Raw genomic sequence first — 26,776 nt, 5'->3', positions numbered from 1 at the left:
AGGAATCAGCGGGGGCCCGGGCGGGGGAACCGGCGGCGGCCGGGGCATTGGCCGGGACGGTGGAATCGGACGGGGCGCTCACGGACGCACCTCCTGCTGGGTGGTGCTCAAGGGGTTGAAGCAGCGCGTGCGCCCGTCCAGGTCGGCCGTCAGGTCCGGGTGCTGGGCCCGGCAGCGGTCCAGCACGTTGCGGCAGCGCGGGTTGAACAGGCAGCCGGCCGGCCGGTCATAGGGGCCGGGCACGACGCCGGGGATGGTCGGCAGCCGCTTGTGGCCGGTGCTGCGCTCCGGCAGCGCCTCCAGGAGCGCGCCGGTATAGGGGTGGCGCGGGCGGCCGAACAGCCCGCCGACCATGCGCTCCTCCACCAGCTCGCCGGCATACATCACGTTGACGCGCTGCGCCGTCTCGGCGACGACGCCCATGTCGTGGGTGATCAGGACCAGCGCCATGCCCTGGTCGCGCTGCAAATCGGCCAGCAGCTGCAGGATCTGCGCCTGGATGGTCACGTCCAGCGCCGTGGTCGGCTCGTCGGCGATCAGCAGCTTCGGCCGGCAGGCGATGGCCATCGCGATCATCACCCGCTGGTTCATGCCGCCCGACAGCTGGTGCGGGAAGCTGTCGATCCGCGTCTCCGGCGCCGGGATGCCGACCTGGGCCAGGAGCTGGATGGTGCGGTCGCGCCGGGCGCGGCGGCTGCCGCCCTCATGCACCTTCAGCGCCTCCATGATCTGGAAGCCGACGGTGAAGCAGGGGTTCAGGCTGGTCATCGGCTCCTGGAAGATCATCGCCATGTCCTTGCCGATGATCTTGCGGCGCTGGCGCGGCGACAGCTTCAGCAGGTCGTGGCCGTCGAAGGCCAAATGGTCGGCCGTGACCTTGCCGGGGAAGGCCACCAGACCCATCAGCGCCAGCATGGTCACCGACTTGCCGGAGCCGGATTCGCCGACGATGCCCAGGATCTCGCCCGGGTCGATGGTGAGGTCGAGGCCGGAGACGGCGCGGAACGATCCCTTGCCGGCCGGGAACTCGACCGTCAGGTTGCGGATGTCGAGCAGGGCCATGTCAGCGCTTCAGTCTCGGGTCCAGGGCGTCGCGCAGGCCGTCGCCCAGCAGGTTGAAGGCCAGCACCGTCACCAGGATGGCGAGGCCGGGGAAGGTCACCACCCACCAGGCGCGCTGCAGGAACTGCAGCGAGGAGGCCAGCATGGTGCCCCATTCCGGCGTCGGCGGCTGGGCGCCGAGGCCGAGGAAGCCGAGCGCGGCGGCGTCGAGGATGGCGGAGGAGAAGCCGAGCGTCGCCTGCACGATCAGCGGCGCCATGCAGTTCGGCAGGATGGTGGCGAACATCAGCCGCAGGGTGCCGGCGCCGGCGACGCGGGAGGCGGTGACGTAGGGCCGGCGGATCTGGCTCAGCACCGCGGCGCGCATCAGGCGGGAGTAGTGGGGCAGGGTGACGATCGACACCGCGATCATGGCGTTGACCAGGCCGGGCCCGAGGATGGCGACGACCACGATGGCCAGCAGCAGGCTCGGCAGCGCCAGCATGATGTCGAGCAAACGCATCACGACCGTGTCGACCAATCCACCGAAGAAGCCGGCGGCCAGGCCCAGCAGCAGGCCCATGGCCAGGGAGAGCGTGACCACGATCACGCCGATGAACAGCGACAGCCGGGCGCCATAGATCAGGCGCGAGAGGATGTCGCGGCCGATGTCGTCGGTGCCGAGCGGATAGGCCAGGGTGCCGCCGGCCTGCCAGAAGGGCGGCACCAGGAAGGCGGCGCGGTCCTGGTCGATCGGGGAATGCGGCGCCAGCACGTCGGCGAAGATCGCGACCAGGATGATCAGCGCGATGACGATCAGCCCGCCGAGCGCGCCCTTGTTGACGCTGAAGGAGCGCCAGAATTCGAGGAAGGGCCCAGGCGGCTTCGACACCGAGGCCGGGGTCGGGGCGTAGGTGGTCATCACCGGATCGCCGGCGATGAACGGCGCGTTGGGGTCGGGGCTTGTGCTCATCGGCTTACTTCACGTGCCGGATGCGGGGATCGAGCAGGCCATAGGCCAGGTCGACCAGCAGGTTGACGACGATGACCAGCGTGGCCACCAGCAGAATGCCACCCTGCAGCGTCGGGTAGTCGCGGCGGTTGATGGCGTCGACCAGCCATTTGCCGACGCCGGGCCAGGAGAACACGGTCTCGGTCAGGATGGCGCCGCCGAGCAGCGTGCCGACCTGCAGGCCGATCACGGTGACGACCGGGATCAGCGCGTTGCGCAGGGCGTGCAGCCCGATCACGCGGCGGACGCCGAGGCCCTTGGCCCGGGCGGTGCGGATATAGTCCTCGCTCAGCACCTCGAGCATGGCCGAGCGGGTCATGCGCGCGATCACCGCCAGCGGGATGGTGCCGAGCACGACGGTCGGCAGGATCAGGCTGCGCACGGCGGAGAGGAAGGCGCCCTTCTCGTCCGACATCAGGCTGTCGATCAGCATGAAGCCGGTCTTCGGCTCGACGAAGACCATCGCCGAGATCCGGCCGGAGACCGGGGTCCAGCCCAGCCCGACGGAGAAGATCAGGATCAGCAGCAGCCCCCACCAGAAGATCGGCATGGAATAGCCGACCAGGCTGACGCCCATGATGCCGTGATCGACCGGGGATGATCGGTTGGTCGCGGCCAGGATGCCGGCGGGGATGCCGAAGATCACGGCGAAGATCATGGCGCAGATCCCGAGCTCGATCGTCGCCGGGAACAGCTTCAGGAACTCGCTCAGCACCGGCCGCCGCGTGGTGGTCGAGGCGCCGAGGTCGCCCTGCAGCACCTGGCCGATATAGGAGACGAACTGGACCGTGACCGGCCGGTCCAGGCCCATCTCGTGCATCAGCTCGGCATGGCGCTCGGGCGTGATGCCGCGCTCGCCCGCCCGCACCTGCACGGGGTCGCCGGGCACGGCCCGGATCAGGAAGAAGCTGAGGGCGGTGATCCCCAGGAAGGCGATCACCGCCATGGCGATGCGGGTCAGGATGAAGCGGAACATGATCTCGTGCCCGGGAAAAGACTCGGGCGGAGGAGCATCCCCCTGCTCCCCCGCCCGGCTCCCCCTTACCTCGTGTTACTCGGTGATGTCGACGCCGCTGAAGTCGTGGCGGCCGAACGGGCTGACCTTGTAGCCCACGACCTCCTTGCGGGTCGGCTCGAAGACCACCGAATGCGCGATCGGCAGCCACGGCGCCTGGTCATGGACGATGACCTGGGCCTGCTCGTACAGCTTGGTGCGCTCGGCCTGGTCGCTGATCGACTTGGCCTTCTTGATCAGCGCCTCGAAATCCTTGTCGCACCATTTGGCGATGTTCGAGCCGCCCTCCCGCGCTGCGTCGCAGCCCAGCAGGTTGTTCAGGAAGTTGTCCGGGTCGCCGTTGTCGCCGGTCCAGCCCAGCTGCGCCATCTGGTGCTCGCCGGCCTGGGCGCGCTTGCGGTACTCGCCCCATTCGTAGCTGACGATCTTGGTCTTGATCCCCAGCTTGGCCAGATCGGCCTGCATCAGCTCGGCGATGCGCTGGGCGTTCGGGTTGTATGGCCGCTGCACCGGCATCGCCCACAGGTCGGTCTCGAAGCCGTTCGGATAGCCGGCCTCGACCAGCAGCTTCTTCGCCGCCTCGGGGTCGTACTTATAGTCCTGGACGCTGTCGTTGTAGGACCAGATGGTCGGCGGGATCGGGTTCTTCGCCGCCTGGCCCGCGCCCTGGTACACGGCGTCGAGGATGGCCTGCTTGTTGATGGCCATGTTGACGGCGCGGCGCACGCGGACGTCGTCGAACGGCTTCTTGGTGACGTTGAAGGCCAGGTAGCCGGTGTTCAGGCCCGGCTGGGTCAGCACGTTCAGCGCCGGATCCTTCTGCATCGCCGGCACGTCGGCCGGGTTCGGATACGGCATCACATGGCACTCGCCGGCCTGCAGCTTGGCGTAGCGCACCGCGGCGTCCGGGGTGATGGCAAAGACCAGGTTGTCGATCTTCTCCTTGCCGCTCCAGGCCCCGTCGAAGGCCTTGTAGCGGATCAGCGCGTCCGGCTGGTACTGCACGAACTGGAAGGATCCGGTGCCGATCGGCACCTGGTCGACCTGCTCCGGCGTGCCGGCCTTCATCATCGCGTCGGCATATTCGGCCGACAGGATCGACGAGAACTCCATCGCCAGGTCGGCCAGGAACGGCGCCTCCGGCTTGGTCAGGGTGAACTTCACCGTGTGGTCGTCGACCTTGTCGATCGACTTCAGCAGGTCGGGGAAGCCCATGTCGTTGAAATAATCGTACGACCCGCCGGAGACCTTGTGGTACGGGCTGTCCTCCTTCCACATCCGGTTGAAGGTGAACAGCACGTCGTCGGCGTTGAAATCGCGGGTCGGCGTGAACTTGTCGTTGGAATGCCACTTCACCCCCTTGCGGAGGTGAAAGGTGTAGACCGTGCCGTCATCCGAGATGTCCCAGGATTCCGCCAGGCCGGGCTCGGTCTTGGTGGAGCCCTTCACGAACTCGATCAGATGATCGTAGATCGGGCCCGACGCGTCGAAGCTGGTGCCCGTGGTGTTGATCTGCGGATTGAAATTCTCCGGGCTGCCCTCGGAGCAATAGACGAGCGTCTTGGCCTCGGCGGACACCGCCGCCCCCGCGACGAGGACAAGCGCCATCGCCGTGGCGGACAAAAAGCGGGACATGAAACTCTCCCCTCTGGTGATCCTTCGGCCCGGGCTTGCCGCATAGCTGTATTGCCCAAACCGTGGGTTGCAGGGGATTACCGCAAGGGGCGGGGGTGATGTCAACTGGCCGGTTATGTCGGGCAAATTGAATCGCTTCCCAGGATAGACCCGTCCCGCGAGCGGCGTGCCGGGCGACCCGGCGGATCGAAACCGGCGAGGCGCCAAAAGGAAACGGACAGGACGGCACAGCGCCGCCGCCCCGTCCGTTTGTTGCTTTCGCCGGAGGATTACTCGGCGATGTCGACGCCGCGGAAATCGTGCAGCCCGACCGCGCTGATCTGGTAGCCGCTGACGGCCTTCGCCGTGACCTCGGTGACCACCGAATGCGCGATCGGGATCCAGGGCGCCTGGTCGTGGAAGATCACCTGCGCCTGCTGGTACAGCTTGGTGCGCTCGGCCTGGTCGGAGATGGACTGCGCCTTCAGGATCAGGTCGTTGAACTCCTTGTTGCACCACTTCGACGTGTTGCTGCCGCCGACCCGCGCGGCATCGCAGCCCAGGAGATTGTTCAGGAAGTTGTCGGGATCGCCATTGTCGCCCGACCAGCCGATCTGCTCCAGCTGGTGCTCGCCTTCCTGGGCGCGCTTGCGGTACTCGCCCCATTCATAGGACACGACCTTCGCCTTGATGCCGACCTTGGCGAAATCGTTCTGCATCAGCTCGGCGATGCGCTGGGCGTTCGGGTTGTAGGGGCGCTGCACCGGCATGGCCCACAGGTCGGTCTCGAAGCCGTTCGGATAGCCGGCCTCGGCCAGCAGCTTCTTCGCCGCCTCGGGGTCGTAGGGGTAGTCCTTGATGCTGTCGTCATAGGACCACATGGTCGGTGGGATCGGGTTCTTGGCCACCTGGCCCGTGCCCTGATAGACGGCGTCGATGATCGCCTGCTTGTTCACCGCCATGTTGACGGCCTGGCGCACCCGCACGTCGTCATAGGGCTTCTTCTGCACGTTGATCGCGACGTAGCCGACATTGAGGCCGGGCTTCTGCAGCACGGTCAGCGCCGCGTCCGCCTTCATCGCCGGGATGTCGGCCGGATTCGGATAGGCCATGACATGGCATTCGCCGGCCTGCAGCTTGGCGTAGCGCACCGCCGCGTCCGGGGTGATGACGAAGACCAGGTTGTCGATCTTCTGCTTGCCGCCCCAGTACTGGTCGAACGCCTTGTAGCGGATCAACGCGTCCGGCTGGTACTGCACGAACTGGAACGGGCCGGTGCCGATCGGCACCTGGTCGATCTGCTCGGGCTTGCCGGCCTTCTGCAGCGCATCGGCGTATTCGGCCGACAGGATCGAGGCGAAGTTCATCGCCATGTTGGCGATGAAGGGGGCGTTCGGGCTGTTGAGCGTGAACTTGACGGTGGTGTCGTCGACCTTGTCGATCGACTTCAGCAGCGCCGGCATGCCCATGTCGCCGAAGTAGTCATACGACCCGCCGGACACCTTGTGATAGGGGCTGTCCTCCTTCCACATCCGGTTGAATGAGAACAGCACGTCGTCGGCGTTGAAGTCGCGCGTCGGCGTGAAGTTGTCGTTCGACTGCCACTTCACGTCCTTGCGCAGGTGGAAGGTGTAGACGGTGCCGTCATCCGACACGTCCCAGGACTCCGCCAGGGCAGGGGCGACTTCCGTGGTGCCCTGCTTGAACGCCACCAGCCCGTCATAGGCCGGCAAGGACGCGTCGAAGCTGGTGCCGGTGGTGTTGATCTGCGGGTTGAAGTTCTCCGGGCTGCCCTCGGAGCAATAGACCAGCGTCTTGGCCTCGGCCGACGCCGCCATCCCCGCGGCGAGGGCCAGCGCCATTGCCGTGGCGGACAGGAAGCGGGACATGGGGTTCTCTCCCTAAAGCGGTCGGGAGCCGATCGCGGCGCCCAGGTTGCGGGGATTACCGCAACCTGGGGGTGCGCTGTCAATCGGCGCCCGCGACGCCGCCCGCCGCCACAGTCTCGGATGAGACCGTCAGGCTTAAAGTCCGTCGCATTTGACGCGACTCGCACCGAACAGAACCGTCATTGCGAGCGCAGCGAAGCAATCCAGGGGCCAGTGCGCACCGGCCCCTGGATTGCTTCGTCGGCTTCGCCTCCTCGCAATGACGGAAGGGGATGTGCTGGTTGACGCTATTCCTGGATGTCCACACCCCGGAAGTCGTGGATCCGCACCGGGGTGATGACGTAGTTCAGCACCTCCTTGCGGATCGCCTGGTACTCGACCGAATGGGCGATCGGCAGCCACGGCGCCTGGTCGTGGAAGATCACCTGCGCCTGCTCGTACAGCTTGGTGCGCTCGGCCTGGTCGGCAGTGACCTTGGCCTTCATGATCAGGTCGTTGAAGCCCTTGTCGCACCATTTGGCGACATTGCCGCCGCCCTGCCGCGCCGCGTCGCAGCCCAGCAGGTTGTTGAAGAAATTGTCCGGATCGCCATTGTCGCCGCCCCAGCCGAACTGCGCCATCTGGTGCTCGCCGTCCTGGGCCCGCTTGCGGTACTCGCCCCATTCATAGGAGACGATCTTGGCCCGGATCCCGACCTTGGCCAGGTCGGCCTGCATCAGCTCGGCGATGCGCTGGGCGTTCGGGTTGTACGGGCGCTGCACCGGCATGGCCCAGAGATCGGTGTCGAAGCCGTCGGCCAGGCCGGCCTCGGCCAGCAGCTTCTTCGCCGCCTCGGGGTCGTATTTGTAGTCCTGGATGCCGTCATTGTAGGACCAGATGGTCGGCGGGATCGGGTTCTTCGCCGCCTGGCCGGCGCCCAGATAGACGGCGTCGAGGATCGCCTGCTTGTTCACCGCCATGTTGATGGCGCGGCGCACGCGCACGTCGTCGAACGGCTTCCTGGTGACGTTGAAGGCGAGATAGCCGGTGTTCAGCCCCGGCTGGCTGACCACCGTCACCGCCGGGTCCTTCTCCATCGTCGCCAGGTCGGCCGGGTTCGGCGACGGGATCACCTGGCACTCGTTGGCTTTCAGCTTGGCGTAGCGGACCGAGGAATCGGGCGTGATGGCGAAGACCAGCGTGTCGATCTTCTCCCGCCCGCTCCAGGCCTGGTCGAAGGCCTTGTAGCGGATCAGCGCGTCCGGCAGGTACTGCACGAAGCGGAACGGCCCGGTGCCGATCGGGATCTGGTCGACATCCTCCGGCGTGCCGGCCTTCATCATCGCGTCGGCATATTCGGCCGACAGGATCTGGGCGAAGTTCATCGCCATGTCGGCCAGGAACGGCGCCTCCGGCCGGGTCAGAGTGAACTTGACGGTGTAGTCGTCGACCTTGTCGATCGCCTTCAGCAGCGCCGGCATCCCCATGTCGCCGAAATAGTCGTAGGAGCCGCCGGAGACCTTGTGATAGGGGCTGTCCTCCTTCCACATCCGGTTGAACGAGAACAGCACGTCATCGGCGTTGAAGTCGCGCGTCGGGGTGAAGGCCTCGTTCGAGTGGAACTTGACGCCGTGGCGCAGGTGGAAGGTGTAGACGGTGCCGTCGTCCGACACCTCCCAGGATTCGGCCAGGGCCGGCACCACCTTGGTGCCGCCGCGCTCGAACGCCGCCAGCCCGTCATAGACCGGCACCGAGGCGTCCAGGCTGGTGCCGGTGGTGTTGATCTGCGGGTTGAAGTTCTCCGGGCTGCCCTCGGAGCAATAGACCAGCGTCTTCGCCTCGGCCGAGGCCGCGCCGGCCGCCAGGACCAGCGCCAGCGCCGTGGCGCTCAGGAAACGGGACATGAGGCTCTCCCTGCAGGCCAGATGATTGATGCGCGATCCGGTCGACGCCAGATCGTCAAACGGTACGGTACCGTCTAGGCTGGGCGAAAGCTCTGCTCTTTTGCATGCCCCGGTGCGCCTTGCTGGCACGGCTCCGGGGCAGGGGGATCGCCGCATGACCGGAAGACTCCGCCCGCCGGCCGGGAAGGATGAGGGAACGCCGCGTGCCGCGCGGCAGGAGGCCCGCCAGGAGGAGCTGCTGCGGGCGGCCACCGAGGTGTTCTTCACCTCCGGCTTCGCCGGGGCCAGCGTCGACGAGATCATCGCGAAGGTCGGCGGCTCCAAGCGCACCATCTACAGCTATTTCGGCAACAAGGAGCAGCTGTTCGCCACCGTGGTGCGGGAGATCGTCCGCAACGCCATGGGGCCGCTGGCCGAAGCCGACTTCGTCCAGGCGGATCTCGAGGCGACGCTGCGGGGGGTCGGGCTGCGCTATCTCGGCGTCATCATGTCGCCCGAGGCCCTGCACCTGTATCGCACGGTGGTGGGCGAGGGCAGCCGGTTTCCCGACCTCGCCAGGGTGTTCTTCGACGCCGGGCCGGGCCGGACCGGCGCGAATCTGGCGCGCGTGCTGGAGGAGAAGGGAGGCGAGTGGGGCATCGCAGCCGGCGACCCGAAGCGGCTGGCGGACCATTTCCTGGGGTTGATCCGTGACGACCTCCATCTCCAGGTCGTGCTCGGGCTGCGGCCGCCGCCGACGCCTGCCGAGGCCCGGGCGGCCGTGGACTCCGCGGTCCGGATGTTTGTCAATGGCGCCCGTGGGCCGGGTGCGACGCGTGCCCCATCAGGCGGGCGAGGGTGAGCTTGGTGGCGACCAGGACCGGCGCCGCGACCAGGAACAGCAGCGCGATCGCCAGGAAGCATTCGTTGAACGACAGCGTCGACACCTGTTGCACGAGAGCCTTCTGGATCATGGCGGTCGCCGCGGCGCCCGCCTCCTCCACCGGATAGCCCCGCGCGGTCAGCAGGGCCGAGAGCGTCTCCTGCCGGTCGACCAGCATCGGGTTGCCGGGCGCGAGCTGTCCGGCCAGCACCGTGAGGTTCAGCGCGTTCTGGTGGTCGAGATAGGTGGCCAGGCCGGCGACGCCGATCTGGCCGCCCATCTGGCGGCCGATGTTGAAGAGCGCCACGCCGTAGGGCAGCACCTCCGGGCGCAGATCGCGCAGCGTGCCCACGGTCAGCGAGACGAAAAGGAGGCCGAGGCCGAGGCCGCGCAGCAGCAGGGCCGGCACCATGTCGGGCAGGCCGCTCTCGGAGGTCGAGCCCGACAGCATCCACATCGACGTCATGAAGCAGATGATGCCGAAGGGAACCATCTTGACCGGATCCAGCTGCCTGAACTGGATCACCGCGCCGGCGGTGAGGAGGCCGAGGCAGACCAGCGCGCCGCTCGGCAGCAGCAGCAGCCCGGCATAGGTCGGCGACAGGCCGAGCACGCCGGTCGCGAAGGCCGGGATGACGAAGGCGCTGCCGAACAGCGCGCCGCCGGCGATGAAGCTGACGATGAAGCCGAAGCTGAAATGCTCGTCGCGGAAGACGGCGGTGTCGATCAGCGCCCCGCCCTTCCGCGCCAGGGCCTGCCAGGCCAGGAATGCCGTGGCGGCGGCGAGCCCGGCGAGGCTGATATGCACGATCTCGGGTTCGTCGAACCAGTTGTAGCGGCTGCCCTCCTGCGTGACGTAGATGAAAGCGGTCATCGCCGCGCCCAGCAGCACGAGGCCGGGCCAGTCCGGCCGGCCCGTCGCCGCCGGCCGGTCGCGGTGGCCGGGGGCGAGCAGCGCGGCCGCCAGGCCGGCCAGGCCGAGCGGCACATTGGCCAGGAACATCCAGGACCAGGACAGGGTGTCGACGGTCCAGCCCTGCAGGGCCGGGGACAGGGTCGTGGGCGCCACCGTCGTGGCGAAGGCGAAGACGGCCTGGACCAGCCCCTGCCGGGACCGGGGAAAGACCTGGAACAGCAGCGACTGGCCGGCGACGAGCAGGACGGCGCCGGCGACGCCCTGCGCGATCCGCCACGCCACCAGGACGCCGAGGCCGCCGGCCGCGGCGGCCCCGATGGCGCCGGCCAGCAGGACCAGGGTCGCCCCCGCCAGCAGCCGGCGCGGCGCCAGGCGCAATGTCAGCCATGCCGCCAGCGGAAACGCGGTCAGCTTGGCCACGAGATAGGCGATGTTGACCCAGGCGACCTCGTCCTGGGTGGCATGGATGCCGCCCATGACATGGCCGCGGGTGACCACCAGGACGGTGCTGTTCACCGCATCCATCGCGGCGGCGATGGTCAGCACGCCGAGAAGCAGCCACGGCCGCGTCGCCGGCAGCGCCGTGGCACCGGCCGGCGACGGGGCGGGATCGGCCGCCGCGGTCACGATGCGCCGTCCGCCGCCCGGAAGATCGCGGCCCGGGCCGTCCCGCTCTCGGACGCCGCCGCCGTGCCCGGACCGGAGCCCACCTCGACGGCGACATCGACCGACAGGCCCGGCACCAGCCGGCCGAGCAGGCCGTAGCCGGCGGGAAGCGTGATCTTGACCGGCACGCGCTGCACGATCTTGACGAAGTTGCCGGTGGCGTTGTCGGGCGGCAGCAGGCTGAAGGCGGCGCCGCTGCCGGGCGCCAGGCTGTCCACCCGCCCCCGGATGACCGCGTCCGAATAGCCGTCGACGCGGATCTCGACGGGCTGGCCCACCGCCATGCGGGCGACCTGGGTCTCCTTGAAGTTCGCCACCACCCAGACGGCGTCGACCGGCACCACCGCAAGCAGGGCGCTGCCGGGCCGCACATACTCGCCCGGATGGACGCGGCGGTTCCCGACGACGCCGGCGACGGGCGCGCGGATCACCGTGTCCGCCAGCGCGATCTCTGCCAGCTGCAGGTTGGCGCGTGCCTCGGCCAGGCGGGCGTCGATCTGCCGGGCCTCGGAGTCGAGCACCGCCAGCTGCTCGCGCGCGGCCGCCGCGGCGGCCTCTCCCTGTGCCAGGGCGGCCCGGGCGCGATCGGAGTTGGCGGTGGCCGTGTCTTGATTGCGCTGCGGCGACCAGCCCTGGTCCACCAGGCGGGTCGCCCGCGCCAGCTCGCGGCGCGACAGCTCCATATCCGCCCGCCCGACATCGACCGCCGCCTCGGCCTCGCGGATCTTCGCCAGCTGCAGGTCCTTCCTGCGGGCCAGATTCTCGGCGGCGGCCTCGGCCTGGGCGATGGCGGCCGCGGCGCGGTCGCGCTGGGCCCGGTAATCCTCGTCGGCGATCCGCAGCAGCACGGCCCCGGCCTCGACCACCTGGTTGTCGTCGACCAGCACCTCGGCGACATAGCCGGACACTTTCGGGCCGATCGCCGTGATGTCGGCGCGGACATAGGCGTTGTCGGTCCATTCCCGGCCGTCGTCCCACCAGACCCAGGTGGCGCCCGCGGCGACGAGGGCGAGAAGAGCGGTCCCGGCGACCACACGCTTGGCAGTGCGCTTCATCGGAAGACCTCGTCTCCTGCGCGCGGCTCGCGCTGCATCAAATGGGTACGATACCGTACCGTATACATTTCGGGGCGGTCAAGGGCCCGGCCGGAGCGGGCGGCTCGGTGCCGGCCGCCGGCCGTCACCGTCGCGGCGACACAACCGGTCTCACCGATGACGATCATCATGGCTTCACCTCCCGCGAACGGGCGCATGGTCGGCGCCCGGAAGCGAGGGGAAGGATCGCGGATCCCGGACGTCCTTCGCCATTGTGCCGGGCGGTCGTCCGGTACATCAAAGGAGGAGCGGACCTCGCCTTTGGCACAGGTCGGCCTGTCGGGACGCGGCGGCCGGGCCGTGATCAGGCATAGGTCGCCCGGGACGGCAGTCCCAGGGCTGCCGGGTCCTTACGCCGCCCGGTCGGGGTAGAGGCCGGCCAGGCCTTCGCGGCTGGCGGGGCAGACGCCGCGCTCGGTGATCAGCCCGGTGACGTAGCGCGCGGGGGTGACGTCGAAGGCCCAGTTCGCGGCGGCGCTGCCCTCCGGCAGGATGCCGACCGTCTCGATCCGCCCATCCGCGGTGCGGCCGGTGATGTGGCTCAGCTCGCGCGGGTCGCGCTGCTCGATCTCGATGCCGCGGATGCCGTCGGTCAGCGTCCAGTCGATCGTGGTGTAGGGCAGGGCGACATAGAACGGCACGCCGTTGTCATGTGCGGCCAGCGCCTTCAGGTAGGTGCCGATCTTGTTGCAGACGTCGCCGGTCGCGGTGGTGCGGTCGGTGCCGACGATGCACAGATCGACCAGGCCGTGCTGCATCAGATGGCCGCCAACATTGTCGGCGATCACGGTGTGGGGCACGCCGTGGCGGCCCAGCTCGAAGGCGGTGATGCTGGCGCCCTGGTTGCGCGGCCGGGTCTCGTCGACCCAGACATGCACCGGCAATCCGCTGTCATGGGCCAGGTAGATCGGCGCCAGGGCGGTGCCCCAGTCCACCGTCGCCAGCCAGCCGGCGTTGCAATGGGTCAGCACGTTCAGCCGCTTGGGCCGGCCCTTCTTCTCCCAGATCTCGCGGAACACGGCCAGGCCGTGCTCGCCGATGGCGCGGCAGGTGGCGACGTCGTCGTCGCAGATCTCGGCGGCGCGGCGATAGGCGGCGGCGGCGCGTTCCGCCGGCTTCAGGGCCGCCACCCGGCCGCGCACATCGTCCAGCGCCCAGCGCAGATTGACCGCGGTCGGGCGGGTGGCCAGGAGGCGGTCATAGGACGCGGCCAGCGCGGCGTCGGACGGGTCGGCGCGCAGCGCCAGCGCCAGGCCGTAGGCGCCGGTGGCGCCGATCAGCGGCGCGCCGCGCACCTGCATGCTGCGGATGGCGTGGGCCGCCTGGTCCTCGCTCTCCAGCACCACCGTCTCGAAGCCGTGCGGCAGCTTGGTCTGGTCGATGATCACCACGCGCCAGCCATCCTCGGCCGGCCAGATGGTGCGGTAGGACTCGCCGTCGATCTTCATGACTCAACCCTCGCGGAAGACGGTCTCGGCCGCATGGCGCAGATCGGCCGGGCCGGTGAAGCGGTCGCGCTCGACCAGGAAGGCGCGGGCCAGGCGCAGCGCCTTGGTCTCGCAGGCGGCGCGCACATCCGGGTCGGCGATGGTCTCGAGGTCGGCGACATGGGCCAGCCCCAGGATGCGGCGCACCATCTTGGCGCCGGCGAAGCCGACCGTGTCGCGGAACAGCCGGGCCATGGTGGCCTTGCGGTGCGCGTCCAGCGCCAGCGCACCGTCGCCATCGGCGAACAGCTCGCGGGTGAAGGCGTCGCCCGTGCCCTCGGCCCGCCACAGCTCCAGGAAGCGCTTCTGGAAGCCGGTCCAGATCGCCTCGGCCTGGACCAGCAGCCAGCTTCGGTAGTCGGTGCGGTCATCCGTCGCCGTGGCGTGACCGGCCTGGGCGAAATAGGCCAGGAAGAAATTGGCCAGCAGGGCGCCGACATCGAAGCCCATCGGGCCGTAGAAGGCGAATTCCGGGTCGATGGCGCGGCTGTCGCTCTCGGTCACCATGATCGACCCGGTGTGCAGATCGCCATGCACCAGCGCCTCGGCCCGGGTCAGGAAGGCCCATTTCAGCTCCTGAACCGCCACCTTGGCGGCGGCGTCGGCGCGGAATTCGGCGGCGATGCCGTCCAGCTGCGGCGTGGTCCAGCGGTTCAGCTTGGCGATCCGGTACGGATCGGTGAAGACCAGGTCCTCGGTGATCTTGCACAGCGAGATGTTGCCGCAGAACGGCGCCATCTTGGCCTTCTTCTCTGCCGCCGGGGTGTGCAGATCGGAGGTCTTGAACAGGGTCTGGGCCAGGAACTCCGCCATATGCCCGGCCAGCAGCGGGTAGCGGGTGCCGGCGATCATCCCCTTGCGCAGGATGATATGCGGCGTCAGCCACTCCATCACGATCAGCGCCATGGCCGGGTCGAAATGGAAAAGCTTCGGCAGCAGATGCGGCACATGGCTCGCCTGCTCCGACAGCGCATGCCATTCGTACCAGGCGCGGTCCAGCGGCAGCGGCCAGCTGTCGCCGACCAGCCGGACATAGGGCAGGGCCTGCTTCACGACGAGGCCGCTCGCGGCGCCGCGGACGATGAACACCAGGTTCAGATTGCCGTCGCCGACCTCGGTCACCTGCCAGCCGGCCGGGTCGCCGCCCAGCGCGTCGCGGATCGCGGGCAGGCCGGCCAGGGTGGGGCGGATCGACGCCTCGTCCAGCGGCCGGTAGTCCGGCCCGCCGGTCAGCCGGCTCTCCTGCGCTTCGCCCATGAATATGCCTCCGCCCCGGTCTTGCTCTTGGACGGGGCGGAGTGTCCGAAGCCGGCTCCCCCGCTGTCAAGCACGGCCGGTTGCCGGCCGGCGCCATCGATGCGATGCAGGGGCAAGCGAAGGGGAGGAGACCGATGCAGACCGTTCCGCACAACCCGACCGACGGCATCTATCCGGCGACGCCCGACTACATCCACGCGCTGGAGGTGCGGCAGCCAAACCGCATCCTCTATGTCGCCGGCACCATGGGCCTCGACGCGCAGGGTGTGCCGGGCAAGACGCTGGAGCAGCAGCTGGCGCTGATCTGGTCGAACATCCGCACCATCCTGGCCAGCGCGGATATGACCGTGCGCAACATCGTGCGGATCACCAGCTATCTGCGCGATGCATCCTATGCCGACGCCAACCAGTTGGCCCGCATCGCCGCGCTGGACGGCCATGTGGTGCCGACCACGGCCCTGGTGGCGCAGACGCTGTCGCCGGACTGGCTGGTCGAGATCGAGGTGATCGCGGCTGGCTGAGCCCGGTCAGGCCAAGGCGGCCTGCTCCTCGCGCTCGATCCGCCGCCACAGCGACCGGATCATGTCCTTCAGCAGCAGCGCTTCCTGCCAGCGGTCGGACAGCTCGGCGCCGTCCGGGCCGGTCATGGCGTATTCCCTGGGGCCGAGCTCGCACAGGAAGGTCAGCGTCGCGTCCGGCGGGGCGCGGCGGCACCAGGACCGGAAGCCGTATTCCCACCAACCCATGAACAGCTCCAGCCAGTCGCGGTGATGCGGGAAGCTGATCTGCAGCTGGATCTGCTCCCGGCTGGCGACCCGGCCGTGGAAGGCCCAGGCGTGGTCGAGGATGCGGTGGATCAGCGCGTGGTTCTCGGCGCTGACCGGCCAGGCGAACTCCCGCCCCAGCAGGTAGTGCGACAGGTCCGCGGTCAGGCGCAGGTCGGGGAAGCGGTCGAGCAGGTGCAGGGTGGTGATCAGGTCCGTGGTCATCCGGTCCCGATGGGTCTCGACATAGACCGGCACGCTCGCCTCCGCCGCCAGGCGCCGCCAGCCCTCGATATAGGGGAAGCAGTCCTCCAGCCGGTAGGGCCGCACATCCGGCTGCAGGTTGACATGGTCGGCCCCCAGCGCCCGCACCCGGTCGAGGATCGGGCGCAGATCCTCGACCGTGGCGGGGTAGCACTGGGCCTGCCACGCCAGGCCGTGGTCGCGCAGGAAGCCCGTCACCTGCCGGGCGTAGGCGTCATCGGCGAAACGGACGCCCGCCCCGTCGAAGCCGGCGTCGCGGATCATGGCGAGCTTCCGGTCGAGCGGCCATTCGACGCCGTCGGGGTGGCGCCGCTCCATCGCCCAGAGCGACTGAAGGACCAGCAGGCGTTGGGCCATGAAGCGTCTCCTCAGGGTGAAGCGTGTCGCTATGCCGTCGGCCGGGCCGCGGCGCCGGCGGGTGCGCGGTCCAGCCGTCTTTCGTCTACCGTCGAATAGTCCTTCCGCAGGTCGCTCTCATGCGTCTCCGGCCCCCACCACACGGCGGCGACGGTGATCAGCGACAGCACGATGACATAGAGCGCGACGCCCCAGGGCGCCCCATCGAACCAGATCACCAGCATCGCCGACAGGGCGGGGGCGGGGCCGCCGGCGAGGATCGACCCCAGCTCGCGCGCGAAGGCGAAGCCGCTGAAGCGCAGCCGCGGCCCGAACAGCTCGGCGAAATAGGCCGCCTGCGGCCCGAACATGGCGCCGCCGCCGATGCCCATGATCAGCACGAAGGCCAGCACGATCGTGGTGGTGTCGCCGGTGTTCAGCATCATGAAGAACGGCACGGCGAAGATCGCCGAGAACAGCGCCCCGCCGATATAGACCGGCCGCCGGCCGACCTTGTCCGACAGCCAGCCGAAGAACAGGATGCCGAAGATCTCGACGAAATTGCCGCCGAACACGCCCAGCAGCGCCACGTCGCGCGGCAGGTGCAGGGTGTTGATGATGTAGCTGAGGCCGAAGACCGGGAACAGGTAGCCCAGGCCGTTCTCGGCCATGCGCGCGCCGACCACGACGGCGAAGTTGCGCGGGTGGCGGCACAGCGCGGCCAGGGCCGGCGCCCGGATCGGCGGCTGCTTCTCCTGCGTCTCCTCGAAGACCGGCGTCTCACCGATCCGCATGCGGATGAACACGCCGAAGCCCAGCAGCAGCAGGCTGACCAGGAACGGGATGCGCCAGCCCCAGGCCAGCAGGTCCTCATGCGGCAGCAGGGTGACCAGCCCGAACACGCCGGCGGCCAGCAGGTTGCCGATGGTCACGCCCATCGGCGCGAAGCTGCCGAAGAAGCCGCGCCGGCCCTCGGGCGCGTATTCCACCGCCAGCAGCACGGCGCCGCCATATTCGGCCCCGGCGCCCAGACCCTGCAGCAGGCGCATCAGCACCAGCAGCAGCGGCGCCCACAGCCCGATCTGGTCGTAGGTCGGCAGCAGGCCGATCAGGAAGGTGCTGCCGCCGACCATCAGGATGGTGATGACCAGCACCGGCTTCCGCCCCCAGCGGTCGCCGAGATGGCCGAACAGCAGGCCGCCGAAGGGCCGGGCCAGGAAGCCGACGCCGAAGGTCGCCAGCGACACCAGCATGCCGGTGCTGGGGTCGAATTTCGGTAAGAACAGCTCGCCGAACACCAGGGCGGCGGCGGTGCCGTAGATAAAGAAATCGTACCATTCGAGCGCGGAGCCCACGGCCGCGGCAAGCATGACCGGCGTCAGCGGGCGCTTCGCGCCCCCCGCCTGCGGGGTCGCATGTCCCATGTGGCGTCCTCTCCCTTGATCCGGCTTGGGCCGGTTATTGATCATTCAGGCCACCCGGCCCCCGCCCGAAGGCAGGGGCCGGGGGCCGGCTCAGGCCGCGGTCTTGCGGTCGGCGAAGTAGCGCGACCTGGCCGTGGTCTGGTTCTCGTAGATCGAGCCCTGATGCGGCGCCGGCGGCAGCGGCAAGCGCACCGGCACATCGGCCAGGCGCGGGCGGGTCGTCGGCTCGCCGGCCACGATGCGGCTGTCGAAGGCCGCCAGGTCCGGCACGCCCGACAGCGGCCAGGCGTCGGCCGCCGCGAACTCGTACAGCAGCAGCACGCGCGGCTTGTCCGAGGTGTTCTGGGCCGAGCCGTGCACGGCGCGGACATGATGGAAGCTCATCGACCCGGCGCGGCCGATCGCCGGCACCGCGCGGCTGAAGTCCAGGCCGCAGGCCTCCGGATCCATGGCGCCGCAGAAATAGCCGTCGGAATGGTGGTCGTAGACCGGGCCGCGATGGGTGTCGGGCAGCACCAGCATCGCCCCGTTCTCGACCGTGCAGTCGTCGAGCATCACCCCGACGGCCAGGATGTCGTCATTGGTGTGCGGGTAGAAGGCCCAGTCCTGATGCCATTCGACTGGCGACCCGAATTGCGGCGACTTCAGGTTGATCTTCGACCCATGCAGCCGGACGCCCGGCCCCAGCAGCGCCTGCAGGATCGCCACCAGCCGGGGCGACCGGGCGATGTCCCAGAACAGCTTGTGGTGTTTGTGCGGCGTCTTGATCCGCCGGACCCGCGGCGCGTCGGCCGAATGCCCCGGCTCCAGGTCGTAGACGTCGGTGTGGGCGGTCACCGCGCGCGAGCCCTCGATGAACTCGGCCACCACCCGCCGGGCCTCGGCCAGCTGCGCCGAATCCAGCACGTCCTCGACCACCACCACCCCGTCCCTGCGATACGCAGCGACCTCCTCATCCTTGATCATGGCGTTTCTCCCTTGGGGTTCGGTAGCGCTACCGTGACTCGACGGTAGCGCTACCGCAAAGGGCAGTCAACGCTCTCGGCCGGCTTGCAAATCGCAGCGGCTTCGCTTCAAGGTCTGCGCCATGCGAGACGAGACAGCAGCGAAGCCGGGTCGGAAGCCGCGCATCGAGGATGTGGCGGCGCTGGCGGGCACCTCACCGATGACGGTATCGCGCGCCCTGCGCGGCGAGGGGCGGGTGTCGCCGGAGACGCTGGCGCGGATCCATGCCGCGGTCGAAGCGCTGGGCTATGTCCCCAACCTGTCTGCCAGCAGCCTGGCCTCGCGCCGCAGCGGCATCCTGGCGGTGCTGGTGCCGACCATCGGCAATTCGGTCTTCTCCGAGACCGTGCGCGGCGTCGCCGATGCGGCGGAGGCGGCGGGCCTGCACCTGCTGATCGGCGACTACGCCTATTCCGACGACAAGCGCCGCCAACTGGTGCGCGCCCTGGTCGGGCGCCGGCCGGACGCGCTGGTGCTGGTCGGCGCGGTGCAGGACGAGGCGGCGCGCACGCTGCTGCGCCAGCATGACGACATCCCGGTGGTCGAGACCTGGGAGCTGTCGGACGACCCGGTCGACATGGCCGTCGGCTTCTCGAATTTTTCCGCCGGCGCCGAGGTGGCGCGGCACCTGGTTGGCGGCGGCCGGCGGCGCTGCGCCTTTGTCGGCTCGGCTGAGAGCCGGGCCGCGGCGCGGCTGGCGGGCTTCACCGCGGCCCTGGCGGAGGCCGGCGCGGCCCCGCCCGAGACCGAGACCCCGGCCGACCTGTCGATCGAGGCCGGGCGGGTGTCGCTCGACCGGCTGCTGGCCCGCGCCCCGGATCTCGACGGCGTGTTCTTCGCCACCGACGTCATGGCCGTGGGCGGCCTGCTGGAATGCCAGCGCCGCAGCATCGACGTGCCCGGCCGCATCGCCATCGTCGGCCTCGGCGACCTCGAGATCGGCCGGCAGCTGCGGCCGGCCCTGACCACGGTCCGGATCCCCGCCTACGAGATGGGGCGCCGCGCCGGCGAGCTGATCCTGGCCCGGCTGGGCAAGGGCGCGCCGCCGCGGGAGGGCCGGATCATCGACCTCGGCTTCTCCCTGGTGCGGCGCCAGTCGAGCTGACGGCTACCAGTCCAGGCGGACGTCGCGGCCGGTGGCGGAGCTCTCGACCGCGGCCTCGATCACCCGGATCACGTCGCGGCCGTCGCGCGGGTCGACCGGCGGCGGGGCGCCGTCGCGCACCGCGGCGGCGAAGCCGTCATAGAAGGCACCGTAGCAGCCGGGCGCGATGGCCAGGCGCTGCGGCTCCGGCTTGCCGGTTTCCTGCCCGACCGTCAGCCAGCCGGTCTCCGGCTCGGTCTGGGCGGTGCCGGCGCGCAGATGGTCCTCCTGCGGATCGATCTCCATCTTGCGGAAGGTGGCGCGGTCGCCCTGCACCACCAGCCGCGCCCCCGGCTCCGCCACCAGGATGCGGCAGCGCAGCAGGGCGCGCGTCGGGCCGAAGCCGAGGGTGAAGACGGCGTCGTCCACCGCCTCGGCGCCGGGGCGGATGGCGCGCAGCTCCGCCCGCACGAAGTCCGGCCGGCCGAACAGCACCAGCGCCTGGTCGATCAGATGCGACCCCAGGTCGTAATGCAGCCCGGAGCCCGGCACCGCCTGCTCGCGCCAGCGCGCCCGCACGGTCGGGCGGTAGCGGTCGTAATTGGATTCGAAGGACAGCACCCGGCCCAGCCGGCCCTCGGCGATCAGGTCCCGCAGGGCCAGGAAGTCGCCGTCCCAGCGCCGGTTGTGGAACACGGTCAGCACCCGCCGCCGCGCCGCCGCCAGGGCGATCAGGTCGTCGGCCTCGGCCGCCGTCACCGTGACCGGCTTGTCGACCACGACATGCTTGCCGGCCTCCAGCGCCCGGCGGGCCACGGCGTGGTGGCTGCCGCTCGGCGTCGCCACCACCACCGCCTCGACCGACGGGTCGGCCAAGAGGGCGTCGACGGTGACGATGGGCAGGCCGGGCGGCGCGTCGGTCACCGCCTCCGGGCTGCGCACGGCGGCCGCGGCCAGCGCGGTGCCGGGGCAGGTCGAAATCAGAGGGCCGTGGAAAACGCGGGCGGCGGGGCCGTAGCCGATCAGGCCGATGCGGACGGGCTTCATGCGATGCGGGCTTCCGTTCCGGCGTCGAACACCACGGCCTTGCCCATGTCGAACACCAGCCGGCTGCGCTGGCCGGGCCGGGCCTCGGCGTCGGGGCGCAGCCGGGCCAGCACCTCCTTGCCGCCCATCTCGACCACGGCGATCAGGTCCGGGCCGGTCGGCTCGGTCACCTCGATCAGGCAGTCGGCCGCCAGGGTCGGGCCGCCGCTGCTGACCGCGCCCTGCGGGTCGGTGATGTTCTCCGGCCGCAGGCCCAGGATGATCTCGCGCCCGGCGGCGCCGCGCAGCCCGTCATTGGCCGGCAGCGGCAGCACCACCTCGCCGTCATGCATCCTGTCGATGGCGGCGTGCGGGCCGCCATTGTGGTCGACCACCTTGGCCTTGATCAGGTTCATCGGCGGCGACCCCATGAAGCCGGCGACGAAGGTGTTGGCCGGGGTGTCGTAGATCTCCCGCGGCGTGCCCAGCTGCTGCAGCTCGCCCGCCCGCATCACCGCGATGCGGGTGGCCAGGGTCATCGCCTCGATCTGGTCGTGGGTGACGTAGACGATGGTCGATTTCAGCCGCTGGTGCAGCTTCTTGATCTCGGTCCGCATCTCCACCCGCAGCTTGGCGTCGAGGTTGGACAGCGGCTCGTCGAACAGGAAGATCTTGGGGTCGCGCACCAGCGCCCGGCCCATCGCCACGCGCTGGCGCTGGCCGCCCGACAGCTGGCTGGGCTTGCGCTTCAGCAGGTGCTCCATCTGCAGCAGCCTGGCGACCTCGGCGATCGCCTTGGCCCGCTGCTCCTTCGGCACGCCGCGCATCTCCAGCCCGAAGCCGATGTTCTGCTCGACCGACATGTTCGGGTACAGCGCGTAGGACTGGAACACCATGGCGATGTCGCGGTCCTTCGGGTGCAGGTCGTTCACCCGCTGGCCGTCGATGGCGATGCTGCCGTCCGAGATGGTGTCGAGCCCGGCGATCATGTTCAAGAGCGTGGACTTGCCGCAGCCGGACGGGCCGACCAGCACCAGGAACTCGCCGTCGTCGATGCCGATATTGATGCCCTTGAGAATCTCGATCGCGCCGTAGCGCTTGATCACGTTCTGGATCGTGAGAGAGGCCATGGTGCGGTTATCCCTTCACCGCGCCCGCCATCAGGCCGCGCACGAAGTAGCGGCCGGCGAGCACATAGACGACGAGCGTCGGCAGCGCGGCGATGATCGCCGCGGCCATGTGGACGTTGTATTCCTTCACGCCGGTCGAGCTGTTGACGATGTTGTTCAGCGCCACGGTCACCGGCATGGCGCCGCCGCCGCCCGCGAAGGACACGCCGAACAGGAAGTCGTTCCAGATGTTGGTGAACTGCCAGATCACCGTGACCACGATGATCGGGATCGAGTTCGGCAGCAGGATCCGCCAGAAGATGCGGAAGAAGCCGGCGCCGTCGATCATCGCCGACTTCACCAGGTCGTTCGGGAAGGCGGCGTAGTAGTTGCGGAAGAACAGCGTGGTGAAGCACAGCCCGTACACCACATGGACGAAGATCAGCCCGGGCGTGGAGGAGGCGAGGCCCAAGAGGCCCAGCGTCCGCGCCATCGGCAGCAGCACGATCTGGAACGGGATGAAGCAGCCGAACAGGATCAGGGCGAAGACGATGCCGTCGCCCTTGAACCGCCACTTGGTCAGGACATAGCCGTTGAGGGCGCCGAGCACGGCGGAGATCGCCACCGCCGGCACCGTCATCAGGATCGAGTTGAGGAAATAGCCCTTCAGCCCTTCGCAGGTCAGGCCGACGCAGGTCGTGCTCCAGGCGCTGACCCAGGGGGCGATGGTCGGCTCCCGCGGCAGCGACAGCAGGTTGCCGGCGCGCACCTCGTCCAGCGTCTTCAGCGAGGTGACGACCATGACGAAGAGCGGGAACAGGTAGATCAGCGCGAACACGCCGAGGATGGCGAACAGCCCCCAGCGCAGCGCCACCGACAGGCCCGAGCGCGGGCCGGGCACCATGATCGAAGCATCAGTCACGGCGGCCACCCCGCAGCTCGGAGTAGAGATAGGGCACGATGATCGCGCTGATCGTCGCCAGCATGATCACGGCGCTGGCGGCGCCGAGGCCCATCTGGTTGCGGGTGAAGGTCAGGCTGTACATGTACAGCGCCGGCATCCAGGTTGAGGTGCCGGGCCCGCCCGCGGTCAGCGCCATGACCAGGTCGAAGCTCTTGATCGCCAGATGGGCCGAGACCACGAAGGCCGACAGGAACACCGGCCGCATCAGCGGGATAATGATCCGGCGATAGGTCTGCGGCAGCGTGGCGCCGTCGATCGCCGCGGCCTTCAGGATGTCGCTGTCGACCCCGCGCAGCCCCGCCAGGAACATCGCCATGACGAAGCCGGAGGACTGCCAGACGCCGGCGATGACGACGGTGTAGATCGCCATGTCGCCATTGATCAGCCAGTCGAAGGTGAAGCTGGTCCAGCCCAGATCGTGCATCAGCTTGTCGAGGCCGAGGCCGGGGTTGAGGATCCATTTCCAGGCGGTGCCGGTGACGATGAAGGAGATCGCCATCGGGTAGAGGTAGATGGTGCGCAGCGCCCCCTCGATGCGGATCCGCTGGTCCAGCAGGATCGCCAACAAGAGGCCGATCGCGGTGCTGATGCCGATATACAGCACGCCGTAGATGCCGAGATTGGCCAGCGAGATGTACCATTTCGGGTCGGCCCACAGCTTCTCGTACTGGATCAGGCCGGCCCAGTTGAAGCTGGGCAGCATCGTCGAGCTGGTGAACGACAGGTACAGCGTGAACAGGATGAAGCCGTAGACGCAGATGATGGTCACGGCGAAGGACGGCGCCAGAACGAGCTTGGGCAATGTCGTCTGGAGCCAATCGAAGGGGGATCGGCGACCCGCGGTTGCGGGTTCGGAGATCGCGGCCATCGGCAGGCCCTCGAATCAGCAGGGGCGGAAAAAGGCGGCGGGGGCCGGTCGCCCGGCCCCCGCGCACGGGTTTACTTGGCGAGCGCCACCGCGTCGACCAGGGCCTTCGCCGCGTCGGCGGAGGACTGGTTCGAGTTGAAGAAGTTGGTGACGACGTCGTAGATCGCGCCCTTGACCGCCGCCGAGGCGGCGTGGCCATGCGCCAGGCTCGGCAGCATGCCGCCGGTCGACTTGAACGCGTCGCGGTCGGCCATCGACTTCTGGCCGCAGGGGTCGAACTTGTCCGGCTTCACCTCGGTGTTGGCCGGGATCGACCCCTTCACCAGGTTGAAGCTCTCCTGGAAGCTCGGGCTCTCGATGGCACTGGCCAGCTTCAGCTGCGCGTCCTGCCGGGCCTTGTCGTCCAGGCTGAACATGGCGAACTGGTCGCTGTTGAACAGGAACGCCTTCTCGCTGCCCGGATAGGGCACGCAGACGATGTCGACACCCGGCTTCAGCCCGGCCTTGATGAACTCGCCCTTGGCCCAGTCGCCCATCACCTGCATGCCGGCCTCGCCATTGATCACCATGGCCGAGGCCAGGTTCCAGTCGCGGCCGGAGAAGTTCGGGTCGACCCAGCCGCGCAGCACGCGGAACTGGTCGAACGCCTTCTGCATGGTGTCGCCGCCCAGCGCCGCCGGGTCGAGGTCGACGAAGGCCTTCTTGTAGAAATCATTGCCGCCGACCGAGACGACGATGGCGTCGAAAATCGTCGATTCCTGCCAGGGCTGGCCGCCATGGGCCAGCGGGGTCACGCCGGCATCCTTGAACTGCTTGGCCAGGGCCTGGAACTCGTCCCAGTTGGTCGGGGCCTTGCCGCCGACCTTGTCGAGCAGCTTCTTGTTGATCCACAGCCAGTTGGTGCGGTGGATGTTGACCGGCGCCGCGACCCATTTGCCGTCATAGGTCGAGAAGGCGGCGATGGCCGGTGGGATGTGGTCGGCCCAATGCTCCTTCTCGGCCAGCGGCGTCAGGTCGGCCAGCACGCCCTGCTCGGCCCAGTCATGGATGGCGGTGCCCAGCAGCTGCACCGAGGTCGGCTTGTCGCCCGCGGTCACCCGGGCGCGCAGCGCAGTCATTGCCGCATCGCCGCCGCCGCCCGCCACCGGCGCGTCCTTCCAGGACACGCCTTCCTTCTGCAGCTGCTCCTTCAGGACGTTGAGGGCGGCGGCCTCGCCACCGGAGGTCCACCAATGCATCACCTCGACCTCCTCCTTGGCCTGGGCGGCCGCGGAAGGGGCGTATGCGGCAGCGGTCAGGGCCAGGAGGCTTGCCGCGGTCGCCGCCAGATACGTCTTGAGATACGTCTTGAACATTCCCTGTCTTCTCCTGTTCGACGCCCGCGCAGGAACGCACAGGCATTCTCCGCCGTCGAACGCGGCGGATCTCGGCGGGGCGTGGCCCCGAACCTCGACTTTCCATCCGAACCGAACGGTCCGGCGGCGTAATGTCTCCATACGCCAAGCGGATGGGGCTGCGGAAGCCGGAATCCCTTTGTCTGACGAATGTTTAGCAGCTGAATCTCAATCATTCGGGAGAGGATTTGCGGGCGCGCGACCGGTCACGCCGGACGCGGGCCTGTGCCTTCTGGCGGCGCCTGCCCGGCAATATCAAATGATGTAATTCTTTCAGGGTTCGAAATATTTTCCTCTTTATCAAATGTTAGGGCGGGCGAAGCGGAACGACGGTATTCAGTGTATCCGTGAGATGCCTGCCGTTCCGGCTCACTCAATGCCGGAGATTTTTGGGCGGAAATTGGACGGAACATAGAAACTGGTGAGGCGTTTCATCATCAGCTTCGCACCGAAGCGGCAGTCAATCGTCCGATCATTGCACTTCATCCGGAGAAGAGGCGGAGGATCTCGAATCCGGACACGGCAAGACTTTGCCCGCGCCGGAAACGGCCGAGGGCAGGAAAGGGTGGAGAATGACGAACAGGATCAAGGGAGCCCCGTCCGCCAGCTTCACGTCCCTGGTGTCGCCGAGGATGCCGGATCTCCGGCGCTACGCGGCATCGCTGACCCGCAATCCGACGGATGCGGAGGACCTGCTGCAGGAAACGCTGATGCGCGCCTACTGCAAGTTCCATCTGTGGCAACCCGGCACCAACCTGATGGCCTGGCTGGTGGTGATGATGCGCCGGCTGTTCCTGTCGAAATTCGTCGGCCCGGCCAACCGGGCGTCCAGCCACTTCCCGGTCGAGGAGTGCGAGATCGCGGTGCCGGTGAACCAGGAGCAGCGGGTCGAGATCGGCCGGGTGCAGGCCTCCTGGTCGCGGCTGAGCCACGACCATCGCGAGGTGCTCGAGATCGTCGCGGTGGGCGGCGCCTCCTATGACGAGGCGGCCAGCGCCCTCGGCGTCCCGGTCGGCACCATCCGCTCCCGCCTCGGCCGGGCGCGGCAGAGCCTGCGGCAGCTGAGCGGCGTGCACTGACCGACCGGACGGCCCGGCCTCATCGCGAAAGGGCGCCCCCACGGCGCCCTTTTCGTGAGACCTTCTCGAAATCCTCCAATCCGTCGTCCCGCCGAAGCGGCACGAGTGTCCGGTTGAAGAAAACGGCAACCGAGGCGTGTTTGGCTCAGATCTGTACTCTATTTATTGTCATCCTCGGGCTTGACCCTTCAAGAGCGGTTCTCGGTGGCCCCTGGATTGCCGGGTCAAGCCCGGCAATGACAATAAAAGTTCAGCTCAGTGCTTTGAGCCACAACCCGAAAAGCTCAACCGGGCACCTGTGCGGAAGCGGGGATCTCGCGACGCTTGCGCGGGAATGACAATGAAGGGGTGGATCGATGTCCTGAAAAGGTCTCTCAGCCCTCCAGCAGCTCCGCCGGCAGCTCGCCATGGCGCGCCAGGATCACCGGCTCCTCCGCCGCGTCCTGGTCCGGTCCGAGATCCTGCCGGGCGAGGATGACGCCGTCGGCGCGGCCGCGCGCCAGCAGCCGCGCCGCATGCTCCTCGGCCGGGCGCCGGCTGGCGAAGCCCTGCTCGCCCAGGCGGCGCCAGCCGTCGCGGCGCCGCTGCTGCTGCCGCGCGAAGCCGACCACCACATAGAGCGACGCCCTGGCCGTCCTCGGCGCGCCGCCATCATCGGAGAGCGGGCCGCCCGCGGCGGGCGCCGGAAGCGGGCGGGGGATCGCATCGGCGGCCGGCGGGGCG

Annotated in this window: 24 protein-coding genes; 4 read left to right on the top strand and 20 right to left on the bottom strand. The window is 68.8% G+C overall.

Annotated elements, in window-relative coordinates; translation table 11 throughout:
* Window positions 1-78: 78 nt before the first annotated feature.
* The 6 genes from BWR60_RS29815 to BWR60_RS29790 all read right to left on the bottom strand — a co-directional run bounded on the left by BWR60_RS29815 (window position 79) and on the right by BWR60_RS29790 (window position 8,454).
* Window positions 79-1,062 (bottom strand): ABC transporter ATP-binding protein, encoded by a 984-nt coding sequence (locus BWR60_RS29815; RefSeq protein WP_088155875.1) that lies wholly within the window; start codon window positions 1,060-1,062, stop codon window positions 79-81.
* Between the two features lies 1 nt (window position 1,063).
* The gene (locus BWR60_RS29810; RefSeq protein ID WP_088155879.1) at window positions 1,064-1,963 is read right to left on the bottom strand and encodes an ABC transporter permease subunit; all 900 of its coding nucleotides are present in this window, start codon (window positions 1,961-1,963) and stop codon (window positions 1,064-1,066) included.
* 55 nt (window positions 1,964-2,018) lie between these two features.
* Window positions 2,019-3,029, bottom strand: a complete 1,011-nt coding sequence (locus BWR60_RS29805; protein ID WP_034831951.1) for an ABC transporter permease subunit — start codon at window positions 3,027-3,029, stop codon at window positions 2,019-2,021.
* Window positions 3,030-3,104: 75 nt separating this feature from the next.
* Window positions 3,105-4,703, bottom strand: a complete 1,599-nt coding sequence (locus BWR60_RS29800) for an ABC transporter substrate-binding protein (RefSeq protein ID WP_088155873.1) — start codon at window positions 4,701-4,703, stop codon at window positions 3,105-3,107.
* 269 nt (window positions 4,704-4,972) lie between these two features.
* Window positions 4,973-6,571, bottom strand: coding sequence for an ABC transporter substrate-binding protein (locus tag BWR60_RS29795; protein ID WP_088155871.1), 1,599 nt, complete (start codon window positions 6,569-6,571; stop codon window positions 4,973-4,975).
* Between the two features lie 287 nt (window positions 6,572-6,858).
* Window positions 6,859-8,454 (bottom strand): ABC transporter substrate-binding protein, encoded by a 1,596-nt coding sequence (locus BWR60_RS29790; protein ID WP_088155869.1) that lies wholly within the window; start codon window positions 8,452-8,454, stop codon window positions 6,859-6,861.
* Window positions 8,455-8,608: 154 nt separating this feature from the next.
* On the opposite strand from BWR60_RS29790, the gene BWR60_RS29785 reads away from it, so the two are divergent.
* Window positions 8,609-9,295, top strand: coding sequence for a TetR/AcrR family transcriptional regulator (locus BWR60_RS29785; protein ID WP_088155867.1), 687 nt, complete (start codon window positions 8,609-8,611; stop codon window positions 9,293-9,295).
* On the opposite strand, the gene BWR60_RS29780 is transcribed toward BWR60_RS29785, so the two are convergent.
* The 5 genes from BWR60_RS29780 to mtnK form a co-directional block, all read right to left on the bottom strand.
* The gene (locus BWR60_RS29780) at window positions 9,240-10,859 is read right to left on the bottom strand and encodes a DHA2 family efflux MFS transporter permease subunit (RefSeq protein WP_218823746.1); all 1,620 of its coding nucleotides are present in this window, start codon (window positions 10,857-10,859) and stop codon (window positions 9,240-9,242) included. The genes BWR60_RS29785 and BWR60_RS29780 overlap by 56 nt on opposite strands.
* Window positions 10,856-11,953, bottom strand: a complete 1,098-nt coding sequence (locus BWR60_RS29775) for an HlyD family secretion protein (RefSeq protein WP_088155865.1) — start codon at window positions 11,951-11,953, stop codon at window positions 10,856-10,858. Before BWR60_RS29775 ends, BWR60_RS29780 begins: the two co-directional genes overlap by 4 nt.
* Window positions 11,950-12,123, bottom strand: coding sequence for a hypothetical protein (locus BWR60_RS37335; protein ID WP_179222005.1), 174 nt, complete (start codon window positions 12,121-12,123; stop codon window positions 11,950-11,952). The genes BWR60_RS29775 and BWR60_RS37335 overlap by 4 nt, the downstream gene beginning before the upstream one ends.
* A gap of 219 nt (window positions 12,124-12,342) precedes the next feature.
* Complete coding sequence (mtnA, locus tag BWR60_RS29770) at window positions 12,343-13,440, bottom strand: S-methyl-5-thioribose-1-phosphate isomerase (RefSeq protein ID WP_088155863.1); 1,098 nt, start codon at window positions 13,438-13,440, stop codon at window positions 12,343-12,345.
* 3 nt (window positions 13,441-13,443) lie between these two features.
* The gene (gene mtnK / locus BWR60_RS29765) at window positions 13,444-14,736 is read right to left on the bottom strand and encodes an S-methyl-5-thioribose kinase (protein ID WP_088155861.1); all 1,293 of its coding nucleotides are present in this window, start codon (window positions 14,734-14,736) and stop codon (window positions 13,444-13,446) included.
* 134 nt (window positions 14,737-14,870) lie between these two features.
* Here mtnK and BWR60_RS29760 point away from each other — a divergent pair, with 134 nt between their 5' ends.
* On the top strand, window positions 14,871-15,257 hold the full coding sequence (locus tag BWR60_RS29760) for a RidA family protein (RefSeq protein ID WP_088155859.1): 387 nt from the start codon (window positions 14,871-14,873) through the stop codon (window positions 15,255-15,257).
* A 6-nt stretch (window positions 15,258-15,263) separates the two neighbouring features.
* Here the strand turns inward: BWR60_RS29760 and BWR60_RS29755 are convergent, their stop codons facing one another.
* From BWR60_RS29755 to BWR60_RS29745, 3 genes are all read right to left on the bottom strand, one after another.
* The gene (locus BWR60_RS29755; RefSeq protein WP_088155857.1) at window positions 15,264-16,121 is read right to left on the bottom strand and encodes a sugar phosphate isomerase/epimerase family protein; all 858 of its coding nucleotides are present in this window, start codon (window positions 16,119-16,121) and stop codon (window positions 15,264-15,266) included.
* 29 nt (window positions 16,122-16,150) lie between these two features.
* Window positions 16,151-17,524 (bottom strand): MFS transporter, encoded by a 1,374-nt coding sequence (locus tag BWR60_RS29750; protein WP_088155855.1) that lies wholly within the window; start codon window positions 17,522-17,524, stop codon window positions 16,151-16,153.
* A 90-nt stretch (window positions 17,525-17,614) separates the two neighbouring features.
* Entirely contained in the window at window positions 17,615-18,490 is an 876-nt protein-coding gene (locus tag BWR60_RS29745; protein ID WP_088155853.1) for a phytanoyl-CoA dioxygenase family protein, read from the bottom strand.
* A gap of 121 nt (window positions 18,491-18,611) precedes the next feature.
* Here BWR60_RS29745 and BWR60_RS29740 point away from each other — a divergent pair, with 121 nt between their 5' ends.
* Window positions 18,612-19,634 (top strand): LacI family DNA-binding transcriptional regulator, encoded by a 1,023-nt coding sequence (locus tag BWR60_RS29740; protein WP_088155851.1) that lies wholly within the window; start codon window positions 18,612-18,614, stop codon window positions 19,632-19,634.
* Window positions 19,635-19,637: 3 nt separating this feature from the next.
* On the opposite strand, the gene BWR60_RS29735 is transcribed toward BWR60_RS29740, so the two are convergent.
* The 5 genes from BWR60_RS29735 to BWR60_RS29715 all read right to left on the bottom strand — a co-directional run bounded on the left by BWR60_RS29735 (window position 19,638) and on the right by BWR60_RS29715 (window position 24,935).
* Complete coding sequence (locus tag BWR60_RS29735; protein WP_088155849.1) at window positions 19,638-20,660, bottom strand: Gfo/Idh/MocA family oxidoreductase; 1,023 nt, start codon at window positions 20,658-20,660, stop codon at window positions 19,638-19,640.
* Window positions 20,657-21,769 carry an ABC transporter ATP-binding protein gene (locus tag BWR60_RS29730; protein WP_088155847.1) on the bottom strand — a complete coding sequence of 371 codons (1,113 nt, stop codon included), beginning with the start codon at window positions 21,767-21,769 and terminating at the stop codon, window positions 20,657-20,659. Before BWR60_RS29730 ends, BWR60_RS29735 begins: the two co-directional genes overlap by 4 nt.
* 7 nt (window positions 21,770-21,776) lie before the next feature.
* Window positions 21,777-22,652 (bottom strand): carbohydrate ABC transporter permease, encoded by an 876-nt coding sequence (locus BWR60_RS29725; RefSeq protein ID WP_088155845.1) that lies wholly within the window; start codon window positions 22,650-22,652, stop codon window positions 21,777-21,779.
* A gap of 10 nt (window positions 22,653-22,662) precedes the next feature.
* Entirely contained in the window at window positions 22,663-23,514 is an 852-nt protein-coding gene (locus BWR60_RS29720) for a carbohydrate ABC transporter permease (RefSeq protein WP_230983224.1), read from the bottom strand.
* A 137-nt stretch (window positions 23,515-23,651) separates the two neighbouring features.
* On the bottom strand, window positions 23,652-24,935 hold the full coding sequence (locus BWR60_RS29715; RefSeq protein ID WP_088155841.1) for an ABC transporter substrate-binding protein: 1,284 nt from the start codon (window positions 24,933-24,935) through the stop codon (window positions 23,652-23,654).
* A gap of 611 nt (window positions 24,936-25,546) precedes the next feature.
* On the opposite strand from BWR60_RS29715, the gene BWR60_RS29710 reads away from it, so the two are divergent.
* Window positions 25,547-26,053 carry a sigma-70 family RNA polymerase sigma factor gene (locus BWR60_RS29710; protein ID WP_088155839.1) on the top strand — a complete coding sequence of 169 codons (507 nt, stop codon included), beginning with the start codon at window positions 25,547-25,549 and terminating at the stop codon, window positions 26,051-26,053.
* A 374-nt stretch (window positions 26,054-26,427) separates the two neighbouring features.
* Here the strand turns inward: BWR60_RS29710 and BWR60_RS37330 are convergent.
* Window positions 26,428-26,776, bottom strand: a 349-nt coding sequence (locus BWR60_RS37330; protein ID WP_218823745.1) for a hypothetical protein, incomplete at its 5' end; no start/stop codon positions are given.

The organism is Inquilinus limosus, assembly GCF_002195995.1.
GTDB classification, from domain to species: domain Bacteria; phylum Pseudomonadota; class Alphaproteobacteria; order DSM-16000; family Inquilinaceae; genus Inquilinus; species Inquilinus limosus_C.
This window is presented reverse-complemented; position numbering and strand designations above follow the sequence as displayed.

Coding starts and splice junctions, on each gene's coding strand:
- BWR60_RS29815 (WP_088155875.1), bottom strand. CDS start 1,062: ATGGCCCTGCTCGACATCCGCAACCTGACGGTCGAGTTCCCGGCCGGC.
- BWR60_RS29810 (WP_088155879.1), bottom strand. CDS start 1,963: ATGACCACCTACGCCCCGACCCCGGCCTCGGTGTCGAAGCCGCCTGGG.
- BWR60_RS29805 (WP_034831951.1), bottom strand. CDS start 3,029: ATGTTCCGCTTCATCCTGACCCGCATCGCCATGGCGGTGATCGCCTTC.
- BWR60_RS29800 (WP_088155873.1), bottom strand. CDS start 4,703: ATGTCCCGCTTTTTGTCCGCCACGGCGATGGCGCTTGTCCTCGTCGCG.
- BWR60_RS29795 (WP_088155871.1), bottom strand. CDS start 6,571: ATGTCCCGCTTCCTGTCCGCCACGGCAATGGCGCTGGCCCTCGCCGCG.
- BWR60_RS29790 (WP_088155869.1), bottom strand. CDS start 8,454: ATGTCCCGTTTCCTGAGCGCCACGGCGCTGGCGCTGGTCCTGGCGGCC.
- BWR60_RS29785 (WP_088155867.1), top strand. CDS start 8,609: ATGACCGGAAGACTCCGCCCGCCGGCCGGGAAGGATGAGGGAACGCCG.
- BWR60_RS29775 (WP_088155865.1), bottom strand. CDS start 11,953: ATGAAGCGCACTGCCAAGCGTGTGGTCGCCGGGACCGCTCTTCTCGCC.
- BWR60_RS37335 (WP_179222005.1), bottom strand. CDS start 12,123: ATGATGATCGTCATCGGTGAGACCGGTTGTGTCGCCGCGACGGTGACG.
- mtnA (WP_088155863.1), bottom strand. CDS start 13,440: ATGAAGATCGACGGCGAGTCCTACCGCACCATCTGGCCGGCCGAGGAT.
- mtnK (WP_088155861.1), bottom strand. CDS start 14,736: ATGGGCGAAGCGCAGGAGAGCCGGCTGACCGGCGGGCCGGACTACCGG.
- BWR60_RS29760 (WP_088155859.1), top strand. CDS start 14,871: ATGCAGACCGTTCCGCACAACCCGACCGACGGCATCTATCCGGCGACG.
- BWR60_RS29755 (WP_088155857.1), bottom strand. CDS start 16,121: ATGGCCCAACGCCTGCTGGTCCTTCAGTCGCTCTGGGCGATGGAGCGG.
- BWR60_RS29750 (WP_088155855.1), bottom strand. CDS start 17,524: ATGGGACATGCGACCCCGCAGGCGGGGGGCGCGAAGCGCCCGCTGACG.
- BWR60_RS29745 (WP_088155853.1), bottom strand. CDS start 18,490: ATGATCAAGGATGAGGAGGTCGCTGCGTATCGCAGGGACGGGGTGGTG.
- BWR60_RS29740 (WP_088155851.1), top strand. CDS start 18,612: ATGCGAGACGAGACAGCAGCGAAGCCGGGTCGGAAGCCGCGCATCGAG.
- BWR60_RS29735 (WP_088155849.1), bottom strand. CDS start 20,660: ATGAAGCCCGTCCGCATCGGCCTGATCGGCTACGGCCCCGCCGCCCGC.
- BWR60_RS29730 (WP_088155847.1), bottom strand. CDS start 21,769: ATGGCCTCTCTCACGATCCAGAACGTGATCAAGCGCTACGGCGCGATC.
- BWR60_RS29725 (WP_088155845.1), bottom strand. CDS start 22,652: ATGGTGCCCGGCCCGCGCTCGGGCCTGTCGGTGGCGCTGCGCTGGGGG.
- BWR60_RS29715 (WP_088155841.1), bottom strand. CDS start 24,935: ATGTTCAAGACGTATCTCAAGACGTATCTGGCGGCGACCGCGGCAAGC.
- BWR60_RS29710 (WP_088155839.1), top strand. CDS start 25,547: ATGACGAACAGGATCAAGGGAGCCCCGTCCGCCAGCTTCACGTCCCTG.